The organism is Actinokineospora bangkokensis (assembly GCF_001940455.1).
In the GTDB taxonomy this organism is placed as follows: domain Bacteria; phylum Actinomycetota; class Actinomycetes; order Mycobacteriales; family Pseudonocardiaceae; genus Actinokineospora; species Actinokineospora bangkokensis.
Window position 1 is genome coordinate 70,859 of sequence record NZ_MKQR01000026.1, and the last position, 15,714, is coordinate 86,572.

General features: G+C 72.8%; 11 protein-coding genes and 1 pseudogene. 3 read left to right on the forward strand and 9 right to left on the reverse strand.

From position 1 onward, the window contains the following. Nucleotides 1–4 precede the first annotated feature (4 nt). Nucleotides 5–1,414: a WS/DGAT/MGAT family O-acyltransferase gene (locus BJP25_RS22955; protein WP_075977085.1), complete on the reverse strand. Its 1,410-nt coding sequence runs from the start codon at nucleotides 1,412–1,414 to the stop codon at nucleotides 5–7. Nucleotides 1,415–1,484: 70 nt separating this feature from the next. On the opposite strand from BJP25_RS22955, the gene BJP25_RS22960 reads away from it, so the two are divergent. Both BJP25_RS22960 and BJP25_RS22965 read left to right on the forward strand, forming a co-directional pair. Further along, nucleotides 1,485–2,246 (forward strand): TrmH family RNA methyltransferase, encoded by a 762-nt coding sequence (locus BJP25_RS22960; RefSeq protein ID WP_075977086.1) that lies wholly within the window; start codon nucleotides 1,485–1,487, stop codon nucleotides 2,244–2,246. Nucleotides 2,247–2,382: 136 nt separating this feature from the next. After that, entirely contained in the window at nucleotides 2,383–2,859 is a 477-nt protein-coding gene (locus tag BJP25_RS22965; protein ID WP_075977087.1) for an Rv3235 family protein, read from the forward strand. 407 nt (nucleotides 2,860–3,266) lie between these two features. On the opposite strand, the pseudogene secA reads toward BJP25_RS22965, so the two are convergent. The 6 genes and pseudogenes from secA to mtrA all read right to left on the reverse strand — a co-directional run. Further along, nucleotides 3,267–5,918: pseudogene (gene secA / locus BJP25_RS22970) on the reverse strand (preprotein translocase subunit SecA); the annotation flags it as partial. A gap of 230 nt (nucleotides 5,919–6,148) precedes the next feature. Next, nucleotides 6,149–6,793 carry a ribosome hibernation-promoting factor, HPF/YfiA family gene (hpf, locus tag BJP25_RS22975; protein WP_075977089.1) on the reverse strand — a complete coding sequence of 215 codons (645 nt, stop codon included), beginning with the start codon at nucleotides 6,791–6,793 and terminating at the stop codon, nucleotides 6,149–6,151. Nucleotides 6,794–7,318: 525 nt separating this feature from the next. Further along, a complete protein-coding gene (locus tag BJP25_RS22980) occupies nucleotides 7,319–7,984 on the reverse strand; it encodes a ComF family protein (protein ID WP_233158222.1) in 666 nt (221 codons plus the stop codon). Between the two features lie 514 nt (nucleotides 7,985–8,498). Then, nucleotides 8,499–10,220: an LpqB family beta-propeller domain-containing protein gene (locus BJP25_RS22985; protein WP_075977090.1), complete on the reverse strand. Its 1,722-nt coding sequence runs from the start codon at nucleotides 10,218–10,220 to the stop codon at nucleotides 8,499–8,501. Then, nucleotides 10,217–11,911: an MtrAB system histidine kinase MtrB gene (mtrB, locus tag BJP25_RS22990; protein WP_075977091.1), complete on the reverse strand. Its 1,695-nt coding sequence runs from the start codon at nucleotides 11,909–11,911 to the stop codon at nucleotides 10,217–10,219. The genes BJP25_RS22985 and mtrB overlap by 4 nt, the downstream gene beginning before the upstream one ends. Next, a complete protein-coding gene (gene mtrA, locus BJP25_RS22995) occupies nucleotides 11,908–12,585 on the reverse strand; it encodes an MtrAB system response regulator MtrA (RefSeq protein ID WP_075977764.1) in 678 nt (225 codons plus the stop codon). The genes mtrB and mtrA overlap by 4 nt, the downstream gene beginning before the upstream one ends. Before the next feature lie 107 nt (nucleotides 12,586–12,692). Between mtrA and BJP25_RS23000 the strand changes: the two genes are divergently transcribed. Beyond that, entirely contained in the window at nucleotides 12,693–13,175 is a 483-nt protein-coding gene (locus BJP25_RS23000) for a VOC family protein (protein WP_075977092.1), read from the forward strand. A 135-nt stretch (nucleotides 13,176–13,310) separates the two neighbouring features. Here the strand turns inward: BJP25_RS23000 and BJP25_RS23005 are convergent, their stop codons facing one another. Beyond that, nucleotides 13,311–13,952, reverse strand: a complete 642-nt coding sequence (locus BJP25_RS23005; RefSeq protein ID WP_075977093.1) for a dTMP kinase — start codon at nucleotides 13,950–13,952, stop codon at nucleotides 13,311–13,313. Between the two features lie 269 nt (nucleotides 13,953–14,221). Then, nucleotides 14,222–15,712 (reverse strand): adenosylhomocysteinase, encoded by a 1,491-nt coding sequence (gene ahcY / locus BJP25_RS23010; protein WP_075977094.1) that lies wholly within the window; start codon nucleotides 15,710–15,712, stop codon nucleotides 14,222–14,224. Between the last annotated feature and the right edge of the window lie 2 nt (nucleotides 15,713–15,714).

Here is a 15,714-nt window from a genome sequence, read left to right on the forward strand (position 1 = left end):
TCGATCACGCTCTCACGGTTGTCAGGAGTTCTTCGACGGACTCTTCCAGCATGCGGGCCAGCAGGTCCACGTCGGACATCGCGGTGCGGTCGCCGGTGAGCCCGAAGTACACACCGCCGTCGTACGAGGTCACGCCGATGGCCAGGGCCTGGTGCTTGTTGAGCGGCATCACCGGGAACATCTCGGTCATCCTGGCGGTCCCCGCGTAGAGGGGGATCTGCGGGCCGGGGACGTTGGTGATGACCAGGTTGTAGATGCGCTGGGAGAACGACGCCGCCGCGCGGGCGCCCAGCGAGTGCAGGGTGGGCGGGGCGAAGCCGCCGACGCGCAGCAGCGCCGAGGCCGCCACCGAGCGCACCGAGTCGTTGTGCGCGCGCAGCTCGTGGCTGACGTGGTGCAGCCGGACGAACGGGTTGGGCTCGCCGACGGGCAGGTCGACCAGCTGCGGGGTGACCTGGTTGCCCAGCATCCCCGGCACGGTGCCGTCGGCCACCTCGTCGCGCACCGCCAGCGGCACCAGCGCGCGCACCACCGTCGACGAGGTCACCTGCTCGCCGCGGGAGAGCAGCCACGAGCGCAGCGCGCCCGCGATGACGGTGAGGATCACGTCGTTGACGGTGCCGCCGTGCAGGGCGCGCACGTCGCGCAGGTCCGAGAGCCGGGCGCGGGCCACCGCGAACAGCCTGGCCCGGCCGACGGTGGCGTTGAGCGGGCCGGGCGGGGCCGGGCGGGCGGCGATGCCGATGGCCGAGACCAGGGCCTCCACCACCCCGGTCACCCGCTGCGTCGCGGCCAGCGCGTCGGCCAGCGCGGCGCGGCCGTTCTCCACCAGCTCGGCCGGCCTGCGCACGGTGTCGGCCACCGCGTCCACCAGCAGCCGGGCGGCGCCGGGCTCGCGGCGCGGCAGCCACGGCTCCTCCCCCGCCTCCTGCGGGGCGTGCGGGGCCGCGTCCAGGATGACCTGGCCGAAGTCGATCGTGCGCACGCCGTCGACCAGCGCCTGGTGGGTCTTGGTGACCAGGGCGACGTGCCCGCCAGCCAGCCCCTCCACCAGGTACATCTCCCACAGCGGCCTGCTCTGGTCCAGCGGGCGCGCCAGCAGCCGCCCCACCAGGTCGAACAGCTGCTCGTCGCTGCCCGGGCGGGGCAGCGCGGAGCGGCGCACGTGGTAGTTGATGTCGAAGCCGCGGTCGTCCACCCACACCGGGCGGGCCAGGTGGCCGGGCACCCCGACCACCCGCTGCCGGTAGCGCGGCACCAGGGCCAGCCGCTGCTCGACCAGCGACACCAGCTCCGGGTAGCCGAACCCCGAGCGCGGCCTGCGGAAGACCGCCACCCCGCCGACGTGCATCGGCGTGACGGGGTCCTCCAGGTAGAGGAACGACGCGTCGAGCGCGGAGAGGCGGTCCGGCATGCCCCCGATCCTGGCACACCGGCGCCGGTCGGACCGGGGGCGTGGCCGGTGTCATGCCAGACTGCACGGCGTGCCGCAGGAACCCTCCCCCAAGGACCGCTTCGTCACCGTCTACGGGCGCAAGCCCGTGCTGGAGGCGCTGGCCGACGCCCGCCTGTCGGTGGACAAGGTGGTGCTCGCCGACAACGCCAGGGGCGCGGCGGCCCGGGAGATCCTGGACGCGGCCCGCGACCGCGGGGTGCCGGTGCAGCGCGCCACCCCGCACCGGGTGAAGGTGCTCGCGGGCAACGGCAAGCAGGACCAGGGCGTGCTGGCCGACGTGGTCGCCCCCCGGATGCGGCTGCTGGCCGACGCGCTGGCGGCCCGCTCGGCGCCCCGCTCGGTGCTGCTGCTCGACGGGGTCACCACCCCGGCGAACGTCGGCATGATCCTGCGCACCGCCACCGCCGCGGGCATCGGCGGGATCGTGGTGCCCCGGCGCGGGGTGGCCTCGCTGGACCCGCTGGTGGTGAAGGCCTCGGCCGGGGTGGCGTTCACCGCGCCGGTGCTGCGCTGCGGCACCGCCGCCGAGGCCGCCGAGGAGCTGCGCGGGGCCGGGTTCGAGCTGTTCGCCATGGACGCGGGCGCCCGCCGCTCGGTGTTCGAGGTCGAGCTGCCCGAGCGGGTCGCCTTCGTGCTCGGCAGCGAGACGGCCGGGGTGGGCGAGGACGTGCGCCGGTTCGTCCGCCGCTGGGTGTCGATCCCGATGGCGGGTGGCGTGGAGTCGCTGAACGTGGCCAGCGCGGCCGCCGTCCTCTGCTTCGAGCTGGTGCGGCGCGGGGCGGCCGGGTAGCACCGGGTCCTCAGTGGACTACCTGCTTCGAATGACCTAAGAGGACAGTGAGATACCTCTTTCGGGTGAGGGGTGTCCACTCCTCGGCTCGGGGGCGCTCTGTCGGGCGGTGTCAGTCCGACGGGGAGGTCCGGCGATGGTGTGGGTGGAAACGCTGCCCGAGTACGGCGAGGTCGAGGACGCGTGGTCCACACCGACCCCCGGCCCGGTGCAGGAGGTCGCGGGCCTGTCGGCCGAGGGGGCGACCCCCGCCCGGGACGCGGTGTGGCGCCTGCTCGCCCTGGCCGTGGAGGTGGTCGACGGCAAGCGCCACCCGGGGCAGCTGCGGGCGGCGGTGACCGCGGGGGTCTACGAGTCGCTGCTGACCCGCTGGCGGGAAGCGGGCCCCTGGCGCCACCGCCTCGTGTCCCTGCACCTGCACCCCCTCGACCAGGTCGACGGCACCCCGGCGGCGGAGTTCTGCGGCACGGTGCGGGTGCGCGCCCAGGGCCGCCCAGGCTGGCACGCGGTGGCACTGGCCGGGCGGGTGGAGGCGGTGGCGGGCCGCTGGGTCTGCACGGCCTTCCGCCTCCTGCTCCCCGCCGCGGCCCTCCGCCGCGCCGCTGCGGCGTGAGCCGGGGACAGGTGGTGCGGGACTGGTGCGGGATATGCGCAGGGGCGCGCCTTCCCCGGGTGGGAAGGCGCGCCCCTGGGTCGTGCCGGGTGTCAGCGGCGGGGGCCGCGGCGGCCCTTCTTGGCCTGGTCGCGGGCGGCCTGGCGGCGTTCGCGACGGGTGGCGGAGCCGCCGGAGGCGTCGTCGGCGGGGCCTTCCTTGCGGGACTCCACGCCGCCGGACTCGGCCGGGCCGGAGAAGTTCAGGCGCTGGGTGGCGGGGCCGTCGAGGCCCTTGCTGCGCAGCGCCGGGGGGAGCTTCTCGGTGGCGGTCGCGGCCTCGGCGCGCTCGGCGGCGGCGCGCTGCTGCGCGGCCTGCGAGCGGGCCTGGCGCTCCTGCAGCTCGGCCTGGCGGGCCAGGTCGGCGGCGGAGGGCTGGGGCGGCTGCGGGGGCTGACCGACGGCGGGGACGGCGGCCGGGGTGGCGGCCAGCTGCACCTGCTGCGGCTCGGCGGGCTCGACCTGCAGGTTGAACAGGAAGCCGACCGACTCCTCCTTGAGGGCGTCGAGCATGACGGCGAACATCTCGAAGCCCTCGCGCTGGTACTCGATCAGCGGGTCGCGCTGGGCCATCGCGCGCAGGCCGATGCCCTCCTTGAGGTAGTCCATCTCGTAGAGGTGCTCGCGCCACTTGCGGTCGAGGACCGACAGCATCACGCGCCGCTCCAGCTCGCGCATGGCGCCCTCGCCGACCTTCTCGTCGATCTCGGCCTCGCGCTTGGCGTAGGCGGCCAGGGCGTCGTCGGTCAGCGCGCCCAGCAGGAACTCCCGGTCGAGGTCACCGCCCTCGTCCTCGGCCCGGTCGACCAGGTCCTCCCACTTGACGCCCACCGGGTACAGGGACTTCAGCGCCGACCACAGCTTCTGGTGGTCCCAGTCCTCGGCGTAGCCCTCGGCGGTGGCGCCGTCGACGTAGGCGGTGACCACGTCGGTGATCATGTGCTCGATCTGCTCGCGCAGGTCCTCGCCGCGCAGCACCCGCTCGCGCTCGGCGTAGATCACCTTGCGCTGCTTGTTCATGACCTCGTCGTACTTGAGGACGTTCTTGCGGATCTCGAAGTTCTGCTGCTCGACCTGGGTCTGCGCGCTGCGGATCGCCCGGGTGACCATCTTGGCCTCGATCGGCTGCTCCTCGGGCACCCGCAGGGTGTCCATGACCCGCTCGACCATGCCCGCGTTGAACCGGCGCATCAGCTCGTCGCCCAGCGACAGGTAGAACCGGGACTCGCCCGGGTCGCCCTGGCGGCCGGAGCGGCCGCGCAGCTGGTTGTCGATGCGGCGCGACTCGTGCCGCTCGGTGCCCAGCACGTACAGGCCGCCCAGCGAGCGGACCTCGTCCTTCTCCGCGGCCACGGCCTCCTCGGCGCGCTCGAGCGCCTCGGGCAGCGCGGCGCGCCACTCCTCCGGGGTCTCCTCCGGGTCCAGGCCCTTGGCCCGCAGCTCCTCCTCGGCCAGGTGCTCGGGGTTGCCGCCGAGGGCGATGTCGGTACCGCGACCGGCCATGTTCGTCGACACCGTGACCGCGCCCCGGTGGCCGGCCTGTGCGATGATCATGGACTCCTTCTCGTGGAACTTCGCGTTCAGCACGTTGTGCGGGATGCCCAGCTTGACCAGCAGCTTCGACAGGTACTCCGAGCGCTCGACGCTGGTGGTGCCGACCAGCACCGGCTGGCCCTTCTCGTGCCGCTCGGCGATGTCCTCGGCCACGGCGTCGAACTTGGCCCGCTCGGTCTTGTAGATCAGGTCCGCCTGGTCGACGCGGACCATCGGGCGGTTGGTGGGGATGGGCACCACGCCGAGCTTGTAGGTGGTGTGGAACTCCGCGGCCTCGGTCTCGGCGGTACCGGTCATGCCGCACAGCCGCTCGTAGAGGCGGAAGTAGTTCTGCAGGGTGATGGTGGCCAGGGTCTGGTTCTCGGCCTTGATCTCCACCCCCTCCTTGGCCTCGATGGCCTGGTGCATGCCCTCGTTGTAGCGGCGCCCGGCGAGGATGCGGCCGGTGAACTCGTCGACGATGAGGACCTCGCCGTCGCGGACGATGTAGTCCTTGTCCTTGGCGTAGAGCTCCTTGGCCTTGAGCGCGTTGTTGAGGTAGCCGACCAGGGGGGTGTTGGCGGCCTCGTAGAGGTTGTCGATGCCGAGCTGGTCCTCGACGAACCGCACGCCCTTGTCCGTGACGGCGACGGTGCGCTTGCGGACGTCGATCTCGTAGTGGTACTTCGCCTCGATCTCACCCGCGCGGTTGGTGCGCTCCTGGGTGCCCATGGTGGTGGTGTCGATGCCCTTCATCATGGGCATCAGCCGGGCGAACTCCTGGTACCAGCGCGAGGACTGGTCGGCGGGGCCGGAGATGATCAGCGGGGTGCGGGCCTCGTCGATGAGGATGGAGTCGACCTCGTCGACCACGGCGAAGAAGTGCCCGCGCTGGACCATGTCGTCCAGGCTCCAGGCCATGTTGTCGCGCAGGTAGTCGAACCCGAACTCGTTGTTGGTGCCGTAGGTGATGTCGCAGTTGTAGGCCTCGCGGCGCTCGGCCGGGCTCATCTCCGACAGGATCACCCCGACCTCCAGGCCGAGGAAGCGGTGCACCCGGCCCATCCACTCGGAGTCGCGGCGGGCGAGGTAGTCGTTCGTGGTGACCACGTGCACGCCCTTGCCAGCGAGGGCGTTGAGGTACGCGGGGAGGACACAGGTCAGGGTCTTGCCCTCACCGGTCTTCATCTCCGCGACCTGGCCCAGGTGCAGCGCGGCGCCGCCCATCAGCTGCACCTTGAAGTGGCGCTGGCCCAGCACGCGCTTGGCGGCCTCGCGGACCACGGCGAAGGCCTCGGGCAGCAGCTCGTCGAGGGACTCGCCCTCACCGTCGGCGTGGCGCCGCTTGAACTCGGCGGTCTTGGCGCGCAGCTCGTCGTCGGACAGGTCGAGGAGCTCGTCCTCCAGCGTGTCGATGTGGTCTGCGATGTTGCGCAGGCGCTTGAGCATCTTGCCCTCGCCCGCGCGCAGGATCCGGGACAGCACCATCGGAGTCGACCTCGCTAGCTGATAGTCGTGCACCCGTCGCGGGGCGCTCTTCTTGGCCATCGTAGGCAACCCGCCGCCCCGTGTGCACCGACGCACGTCGGCGGCGCGGAGCAGGGTACCCGGGCAGCCACCACCAGGAGGTCAACGGTCGGCGGTACGGACTGGTTCCCCGCAGGTCAGACGCGTGGCGCCCGCCCGGGGGACCCGGGCGGGCGCCACGCGGCGGGCGGTCAGACCAGCCGGATCACGCCGTAGTCGAAGGCCCGGCGGCGGTAGACCACGCTGGGCAGGCCGGAGTCGACGTCGGCGAACAGGTAGAAGTCGTGCCCGACCAGCTCCATCTCGTAGAGGGCCTGGTCGACGGTCATGGGCTTGGCGGGGTGCTCCTTCTCGCGGACGATGCTGCCGGGGAGGTTGTCCGGCACGTCCTCCCAGCTCGGCTGGGCGGGCACCTCGGTGTCGTGGTCTTGGGGGGCGGTGAGCAGGGCGGTGCTCCTGCTCGTGGCGCCGCCGAACTCGGCGACGGCCGCGGCGGTGGCCTCGGCGACCGAGGCGGGGCTGCGGCGGCCGTGGTGCACGCGCCTGCGGTCGTGCAGCTTGCGCAACCGGTTCTCGAGCTTGCCCACCGCGAGGTCGAGCGCGCCGTAGAAGTCACCGGCGCACGCCTCGGCGCGCACGACCGGGCCGCGGCCCTTGGCGGTGATCTCGACCCGCTGGCAGTTCTTGGCCTGCCTGCGGTTGGGTTCGTGGAACAGCTCCACGTCGAAGCGGATGACCTTGCGGTCGTAGCGCTCCAGACGGGACAGCTTCTCCTCAACGTGCACCCGGTAGTGCTCAGGCACCTCGACGTTACGGCCCTTAACCACGATGTCCATACACGACCTCCCTCGCCTGCCGCGAGTGATTGGTTCCGCCGACACTGCTCGGCGCCGGGATCGTCTGGATTCCAAGCCCAGGACAGGGCGCGACCGCGGAGGCGAACTCCGCCCGGTCAGCGCGCCACCGGCGCCAGGGTCATGGCCTGATCGCCTCCTCCCGCTGTCCGGCAACGGTGATGGGGAAGCACGGTAGCCCCGCAGGCGCGGTCGCGACAGCCCCCGGGGCAGGCGACGTCCGTCCGTGAGCGAGTTTCACTGCGTGCAACCGATAAGCCGGGCAAACGCCCGAGACGCGCCGCCAAACGTTCGATCGGGTGGACTTCTCGTCACCCGATCGGACCATCGTCGCCCGCCGGTCGGCGGTGTACAAGCGTCCTGACAGGACACCCGGCTCCCCGGGTGCCCCGCGGCGGCGCTCGACGGTGAGGCGCATACCCGGACAACGCCCGCGCCCCCGGTGTGGTTCCCGCCCCGCACCACCCGATCGGCCCACGCCCTGTCCCGCATCGCGGGACGCGCGGGTCAGACCGCGGCGGTGCACGCCACCACCGCCACCACGCACCGGCCCAGCACGCGCGCGCACGCCGCGGCGGTGGCCCCGGTGGTGACGACGTCGTCCACCAGCACCACCGGCGCGTCGGGGATGGCGTCCGCGGTGAGGTGCCGCGCCAGGTTGTCCGCGCGCTCGGCCGGGGTGAGCCCAACTGAATCGCGCGCCCCCGGGGTGAGGCGCAGCGGGTGGGCCGTGTCGAGGCCCAGCGACCGGGCCGCGAGCGCGGCGATGCGCGCCATGTGCGGCCCCCCTCGCCGCCGCGCGGCGGCGGGTCTGGAGGGGACCGGGACGAGCGTGGGGGCGGGTGGCAGGTCGGGGATGCGGGGGACGGCGTTGGCGAGGGCGCGGGCCAGGACGGGGTGCAGGTCCCGCCGGTTGCGCTCCTTCGCCGCGATCACCGCCCGGCGCGGCGGTCCGGTGTGGGCGGCCGTGGCGTAGGTGGGCGGGTGGCGGTGGGTGAAGGCGGCGCGGTGCAGGGGGAAGGGCGTGCCGAAGGAGAGGTCGCAGCGCGGGCACCAGGCGGTGCCGGGGGCGCGGCAGCCCGCGCAGCGGAGCGGGAGGAGGAGGTCGAGGAAGGTGAGGATCATGCGGGAGATGGTGGCGTGGAACGGGGAGGCGTGGGGAAAGTTGTCCACAGGCGGTGCTCGGTCTTGTGGGCGGGTCCGCTCGGCTTCGCCGGGGGCTTGAGAGGTGGCCCGGTTGGGCGGATTCGCTTGGCTTCGCCGGGGTGCGGGGATTTGCGTTGTGGGCCCGGTTGGGTGGATCCGCTTGGTCGGGGCCCCTACGGCGATCATGTGCTGCGGGCGGGGAAAAGGCGGGCTGAAAAGACGCCCGCCCGTCCCGTTGGGTAGCACATGATCGCCTCCCCCGACCAAGCGGATCCACCCAACCGGGCAGTGCCCGCTGTCCGGGCTCGGCTTGTGGGGGTGGTCGCCTTGGTGCCTTCTCCTGCCACTTTGACCCAGGCTGGCGCGGGGGTAGCCCGGGCAAGGGGACCCCTGTTTTCAACGTTACCGGCGGGGGGCGACGAAACTCGACCACCGCGAAAGGGCTGTGGACAACTCGGCTGGGTGGTGTGCCCCGGGCTCGTTGGGGGGGTGGGCCTCTTCGGGTGGGAACACCCGCCAGGTCCCGTTGTGAGGGGAGGGGTCAGCCGGGGTAGAAGGGGAGGGAGCCGGGGGGTTGGTTGTGGCCGTGGGGGAGCCAGGTGCTGCTGGCCTCGGGGGTCATCCAGAGGCCGAGGCTGTCGACCACGAGGGTGGAGCGGTTGGGGGAGGCGGCGATGGCCTTGACCGGGAGGGTGAGGTTGGCGGTGTTGTAGCGGGTGACGGTGGAGCCGTCGATGGGGAGGGAGGCGACGGGCATGGCGGGGTTGCCGGTGGCGACGACGATGTTCTCGCGGTCGATCCAGTCGAGGCCGAGGACGTTGGAGACGGTGCCGCCCTGGAGGGTGAGGGGGGAGCGGATGGCGACGCTGTCGTTGGTGCGGACGACGGTGCCGATGCGGACCTCGCCGTTGACGACGGCGGCGACGCGGACGCCGTCGCGGGAGAGGCGGAGCTGGGTGATGGTGCCGCCGCCGCGGAGGAGTTCGGTGGCGTCGACGGAGAAGACCTCCCAGGTGTTCTGGGGGGTGCGGCCGACGCGGAGGACGAAGGTGCCGTCCTTGACCGTCCAGACCTCGCTGGGCGGGGAGTCGTCGCCCGCGCTGAGCAGCCAGGTGGGGCGGGTGAGGGTGCCGGAGTCGGTGCCGGGGACCTCGGGCAGGGCCTCGGGGGTGCCGACGCGGAGGCGGACCTGGCCGGTGGGGGTGCGCTGGACGACGGCCAGGGCGGTGCCGTCCATGGACTGCGCGGCGCTCTGGACCTCGTAGGCGCCCGCGCCCGCGGGGCCGTCGATGGGCTTGCCGTCGCGCAGGGAGTAGACGCGGCCCGCGGTCACCGACAGGCCCAGCAGGTCGGGCTTCGGGGTGGTGAGGTTCTCGTAGGCGTTGAAGTCGCCGCGGTTCCAGTCGCGCTGGCCCGCCACCAGGGGGCGGTCCTGGTTGTCCAGGCGGATGGTGCTGGTGGTGACCTCGTAGAGGGTCGTGACCACCTGCAGGGCGACCTTCTTGCGGTCCTCGGCGGACTTGTCCATCTGGCCGAAGTTGACCCGGATCGCGCCGTCGGGCTCCGGCACCACGTTCGTGCGCAGCTCCAGGCCGTCGAGCTGGCTGCGGACCGCGCCGCGCAGGCTGTCCGACGGGCCGTCGAGCAGCAGCTGCACCACCCGGCCCTCCAGGCCGTCGCGCGGCTCGGTGGGCACGAACCTCGGGTCGGGTACCAGCACCCGCTGGTTGGGGTCGAAGAACTGGAGGTCGACGCGGCGGTAGGAGTTGGTGAAGCCGTCCCGGGTGATCACCGCGTTGCGCGGGCCGTCGGAGATGCGCCACTGGCCCTCGGCGTTGCGGGTGAGCTTGAACCGGATCTCCACCGGCTGCACCTGGGCGAAGAAGGTGCGCCCGGCGTCGAGCCTGCCGACCTGCTTGCCGGAGAGGATGACCACCTGCTCGTTGGCCTGGTTGCCCTCGGGCAGCGACGGCGGGGTGGTCTTCGGCTCGTTCTCGATGATCGTCTCGCCGCCGCCGTCCCAGGTGTCGGCGAACTCCGGGGTCAGGTAGCTGCGGGCGGCGTCGGCGTAGCCGGTCTTGGTGACGAACTCGCCGACCAGCCCGTACGGGTTGAGCCCCGGCGACGGGTCGGACACCACCGGCGCCTGGTTCTGCGGCGACTCGCGGATGACCTTGGGCAGGGTGCTCTCCGGGATGTTGGAGCACCCCGCCAGGAACAGCGCGACGAGTGCGAGCACGACGGCCTTGGCGGTGGCTTTCACCGGTGCGCCTCCTCGGGCACGGGGTCGGGGCGCGCCTCGGCCTCCGCGGCCGGGGCGGCGTCGTCGGGCGGCAGCGGCAGCGGGCTTGCGGTGTAGGGCTCGCCGGTGGCCCTGGGCAGGGTGAGCCGGAAGCAGGAGCCCAGCCCCGGCTCGCCCCAGGCGTCGAGGCCGCCGCCGTGCAGCCGGGCGTCCTCCAGGCTGATGGCCAGGCCCAGGCCGGTGCCGCCGGTGTGCCGGTTGCGCGACGGGTCGGCCCGCCAGAACCGGTTGAACACCAGCTCGTCCTCCCCCGCGCGCAGGCCGACGCCGTGGTCGCGGACGGTCACCGCCACCGCGTCCGGCCCGGCGGCCACCCGCAGCTCCACCGGGCGGCCCTCGCCGTGGTCGACGGCGTTGGCCAGCAGGTTGCGGATGATCCGCTCCACCCGGCGCGACTCCACCTCGGCGGTGACCTCGTGCTCGGGCAGGTGCAGCACCAGCTCCGACCCGGCGTTGTGCGCGATCACCCGCACCGAGTCGACCGCGCGCTTGGCGATGGCCCGCAGGTCGGCGTGCTCGGCGACCAGCTCCTCGACGCCCGCGTCCAGCCGGGAGATCTCCAGCAGGTCGCCCAGCAGCGACTCGAACCGGTCCAGCTCGTCGACCAGCAGCTCGGTGGAGCGCGACAGCCCGGCGGGGAACTGGGCGCGGGAGGCGTGCAGCACGTCGGCGGCCATCCGCACGGTGGTCAGCGGGGTGCGCAGCTCGTGCGAGACGTCGGAGGTGAACCGGCGCTGGAGGGTGCCGAACTCCTCGAGCTGGTGGATCTGGCGCTGGATGCTCTCGGCCATCTGGTTGTAGGACTGGGCGAGGCGGGCCACGTCGTCCTCGCCCGCGACCACCATGCGCTCGTCGAGCTCGCCGTCGGCGAAGCGCTCCGCGGCCCTGGCCGCGCGGCGCACCGGCAGCACGACCTGGCGGGTGACGAGGTTGGTGATGCCCGCGAGCAGCAGGAGCAGCACCAGGCCGCCGATGACCAGCGTGCTCTGCTCGGTGCTGATCGTCTTCTGCTCGGCGGTGAGCGGGTAGAGCATGTAGAGCTGGAGGCCGACCTGGCGCTGGCTGCCGCTGTTGGGCACCAGCACCGGCGTGCCGACGATGAGGTAGGTGACCGGGGCGCCGAAGCGCTCGACGGTGTGGATCTGGGTGACCGTGGTCGGGGTGTCGCGCTGGACGAACTCGCGCAGCGAGCGGGGCACCGCGGCGTAGTCGCCCGCGAAGCTGACCTCGGCGGGCGGCATCCCCGCCGAGTCGTTGACCAGGACGGGCTCGAAGGCGCCCGCGGTGTTGTCCGGCGACAGGCTGATCAGCCGGTTGCGGGCGCTGGTGAGCCGGTTGCGGATGTCCTCGGAGTCGCCGCTGATGCCGCCCAGCTCGCGCTCGGCGATGCCGACCGCGGCCCTGGTCTGCTGCACCGCGGCCGACTCCTTGGTGCCCAGCAGCTGCCCGGTGATCTGGTTCTGCAGGACGATGCCCAGCACGAACACCACCGCCGACCCCAGGGCGAGGGTGCTCACGGCCACCCGCAGCTGCAGCGAGCGCCGCCACAGCTCGGAGTAGCGGGCCGAGCGCCGCCTGCCCGCGGCCGCGGCGCGGCGGACCGCGGTGGCGAGCCGGGTGGCGGCGGCGCGCACCCGGCCCGCCCCGGTCACGGCGGGCCCGCCTTGTACCCGACGCCGCGCACGGTGAGCACGACCTCCGGGTGCTCCGGGTCGCGCTCGACCTTGGAGCGCAGCCGCTGCACGTGCACGTTGACCAGGCGGGTGTCGGCGGCGTGCCGGTAGCCCCAGACCTGCTCCAGCAGCACCTCGCGGGTGAACACCTGGCGGGGCTTGCGGGCCAGGGCGACCAGCAGGTCGAACTCCAGCGGGGTGAGCTGGATGGCCCGGCCGTCGCGGGTCACCTCGTGGCCGGGCACGTCGATGGTGAGGTCGCCGATGGCCAGCGTCTCGGCGGGCTCGCTCTCGGTGCGGCGCAGCCGGGCCCGCACCCGCGCGACCAGCTCCTTGGGCTTGAACGGCTTGACCACGTAGTCGTCGGCGCCGGACTCCAGGCCGAGCACGATGTCGACGGTGTCGCTCTTGGCGGTGAGCATCACGATCGGCACGCCGGACTCGCCGCGGATGGCCTTGCAGACGTCGATGCCGTTCATCCCGGGCAGCATGAGGTCGAGCAGCACCAGGTCGGGCTTGAGCTCGCGCAGCGCGGGCAGCGCCCGGGAGCCGTCGCCCACCACCGCGGTGTCGAACCCCTCGCCGCGCAGCACGATGGTCAGCATCTCGGCCAGGGCCGGGTCGTCGTCCACTACCAGCACACGTGCCTTCATGGTCACATCGTCGCACCAGGCGCGCGCCGGGGGGCGGGGTGCCCCCGATCCCCTGTGGTTGAATCTTGAAACAATAAGTCCGGAGAACCCCCAGGCAGGGAGCGCGCATGGGCATCCGCAGGCTCAACCACGCCGTGCTGTACGTCCGCTCGGTCCCCCGCGCGGTCGCCTTCTACCGCGACGTCCTCGGCTTCACCGTCGTCACCGCGTTCGCGGACCGGGCCGCCTTCCTGCGCGCCGCCGACTCCGACAACGACCACGACCTCGGCCTGTTCGCCGTGGGCGCCGACGCCCGGGGCCCGGTGGCGGGCCAGGTCGGCCTCTACCACCTGGCCTGGTCGGTGCGCACCCTCGCCGAGCTGGCGGGCTTCCGCACCCGCCTGACCGCCGCGGGCGCCCTCGTCGGCGCCTCCGACCACGGCGTCTCCAAGTCCCTCTACGCCAAGGACCCCGACGGCGTGGAGTTCGAGGTCTCCTGGTTCGTCCCCCGCGACCGCGTCACCCCGGCCATGGAGTCCGTCGGCGTCGCCCCCCTCGACCTCGACGCCGAACTGGCCCAGTGGGGCCCTGACCTGGTCGGAGCGCCCTGAGTCATCCCGAACCCGCCACCCACCCCCTCGTCCCCACCCGGCACCGTCCCCCACCTGGCACCACGGCCGCCTGCCACGCCCGAGGCGACCCGGCACGAGGACAGCGGAGCCGGCGCCGCCCCTTTTGGGGAAGACCTAGGCCAGCAGGTCGGCGGCGAGGGCGGGGGTGTCGGTGCCCGCCGCGCCGTCGAGGACGCGCCAGGGGCTGAGCCAGTGGGCGGCAGCGAGCTGGTCGTAGACGTGGCCGACCCTGGTCTGGAGGTCGGCGTCGGACTCCCAGGTGTCGCGGGCGCGGGTGGCGTCGCTGGCCGCGCGGCCCGCGGAGCGCTCGGCGGCGAGCTGCGGGGTGACGCGCAGCAGGAGGTGGGCGTGCGGGCGGGGCAGGTCGAAGCGGTCGAGCTCGATCGACTCGACCCACCGGACGAAGGGGCCGTCCGCCGCTTCGCCGAGGCGCGCGGCGCCGTAGGCGGCGTTGGAGGCGACGTAGCGGTCGAGCAGGACGACGTCGTGGGCGTCGAGGGCGGCGCGCAGGTCGTCGCGGGCGCCCTGGCGGTCGAGCGCGTAGAGCACGGCCATGCCGTAGACCGACTCCCCGAGGCCGCCGAGCCTGCCGTAGAGGCCGTCGCGGACGAGGTCGGCGGTGACCGAGGCGCCGTAGCGGGGGAAGGCGCGGGTGCCGACGGTGGCACCGCGCTCGACGAGGGCGGCGGTGAGCTGGTCGGCCAGGGTGCGCTTGCCCGCGCCGTCGAGGCCCTCGATGACGATCAGTCGACCCACGGGGCGCCACGCTAGCGGACCGGGGGCGGGCACCGCCGGAGGAGTCTCCCCTCCCCTTCGGCCGTGCCCGTCCCCGGCGCCCCCATCTCCACCCCCCGGGGCGGCTCACCGGTGCTGACGCGCCCCCTGCGCGCGCCAGAACTATCCAAGGTCGTCCTTGCCGCCGCGGGCGTTACACCCCGCTGGTCGGAGGCGGTGCCAACACCCAGGAAGACGCCTGCCCCGGCACGCGGGTTGCGTGCCGGGGCAGGGTGGGCCGGGGGCGTGCGTCAGTAGCGGTAGTGCTCCGACTTGTACGGGCCCTCGACGTCGACGTCGATGTACTCGGCCTGCTCCTTGGTGAGCTTGGTGAGCTTGCCGCCGAGCGCCTCCAGGTGGATGCGGGCGACCTTCTCGTCCAGCTTCTTGGGGAGGCGGTAGACCTCCTTGTCGTACTCCTCGTGCTTGGTGAACAGCTCGACCTGGGCGATCACCTGGTTGGAGAAGGAGTTCGACATGACGAACGAGGGGTGGCCGGTGGCGTTGCCCAGGTTCATCAGGCGGCCCTCGGACAGCACGATGATCGAGTGGCCGTCGGGGAAGACCCACTCGTCGACCTGCGGCTTGATGTTGATCCGCCGCACGCCCGGGTAGCGGGCCAGGCCCGCCATGTCCAGCTCGTTGTCGAAGTGGCCGACGTTGCCCAGGATCGCCTGGTGCTTCATCTTGGCCATGTGCTCGGCCATCACCACGTCCTTGTTGCCCGTGGTGGTGATGATGATGTCGGCGACGTCGAGGACGTCGTCGAGGCGCTTGACGTCGTAGCCGTCCATCGCCGCCTGCAGCGCGCAGATCGGGTCGATCTCGGTGACGATGACGCGCGCGCCCTGCCCGCGCAGCGACTCCGCCGAGCCCTTGCCGACGTCGCCGTAGCCGCAGACCACGGCGACCTTGCCGCCGATGAGCACGTCGGTGCCGCGGTTGATGCCGTCGACCAGCGAGTGCCGGATGCCGTAGCGGTTGTCGAACTTCGACTTGGTCACCGCGTCGTTGACGTTGATCGCGGGGAACAGCAGCTCACCCGCGGCGGCGAGCTGGTAGAGCCGCAGCACGCCGGTGGTGGTCTCCTCGGTCACGCCGCGGATGCCGTCGGCGATCTTGGTCCACTTGTCCGAGGACCGCGCGAGCGAGTTGCGCAGCGTCTCCAGGATGATGACCCACTCCTCGGGGTCGCCGTCCTCGGCGTTGGGCACCACGCCCGCGGCCTCGTACTGCTTGCCCTTGTGCACCAGCAGCGTGGCGTCGCCGCCGTCGTCGAGGATCATGTTCGGGCCCTCGCCGCCGGGCCAGGTCATCATCTGCTCGGTGGCCCACCAGTACTCGGGCAGCGTCTCGCCCTTCCAGGCGAACACCGGGACGCCCTTGGGCTCCTCCGGCGTGCCGTGCGGGCCGACGACGACCGCGGCGGCCGCGTGGTCCTGGGTGGAGAAGATGTTGCACGAGCACCAGCGCACCTCGGCGCCGAGGGAGACCAGCGTCTCGATGAGGACCGCGGTCTGCACGGTCATGTGCAGCGAGCCCGAGATGCGCGCGCCCCGGAGCGGGTTGACGTCGGCGTACTCCCGGCGCAGGGCCATCAGGCCGGGCATCTCGTGCTCGGCCAGCCGGATCTCCTTGCGGCCGAACTCGGCCAGGGACAGGTCCGCCACGGCGAAGTCGATGCCGTTCAGGGTCTGCGCGTAGCTCGCCCCGGTCGTGGTCCGCGTGTCTTCTGCGGTCATCG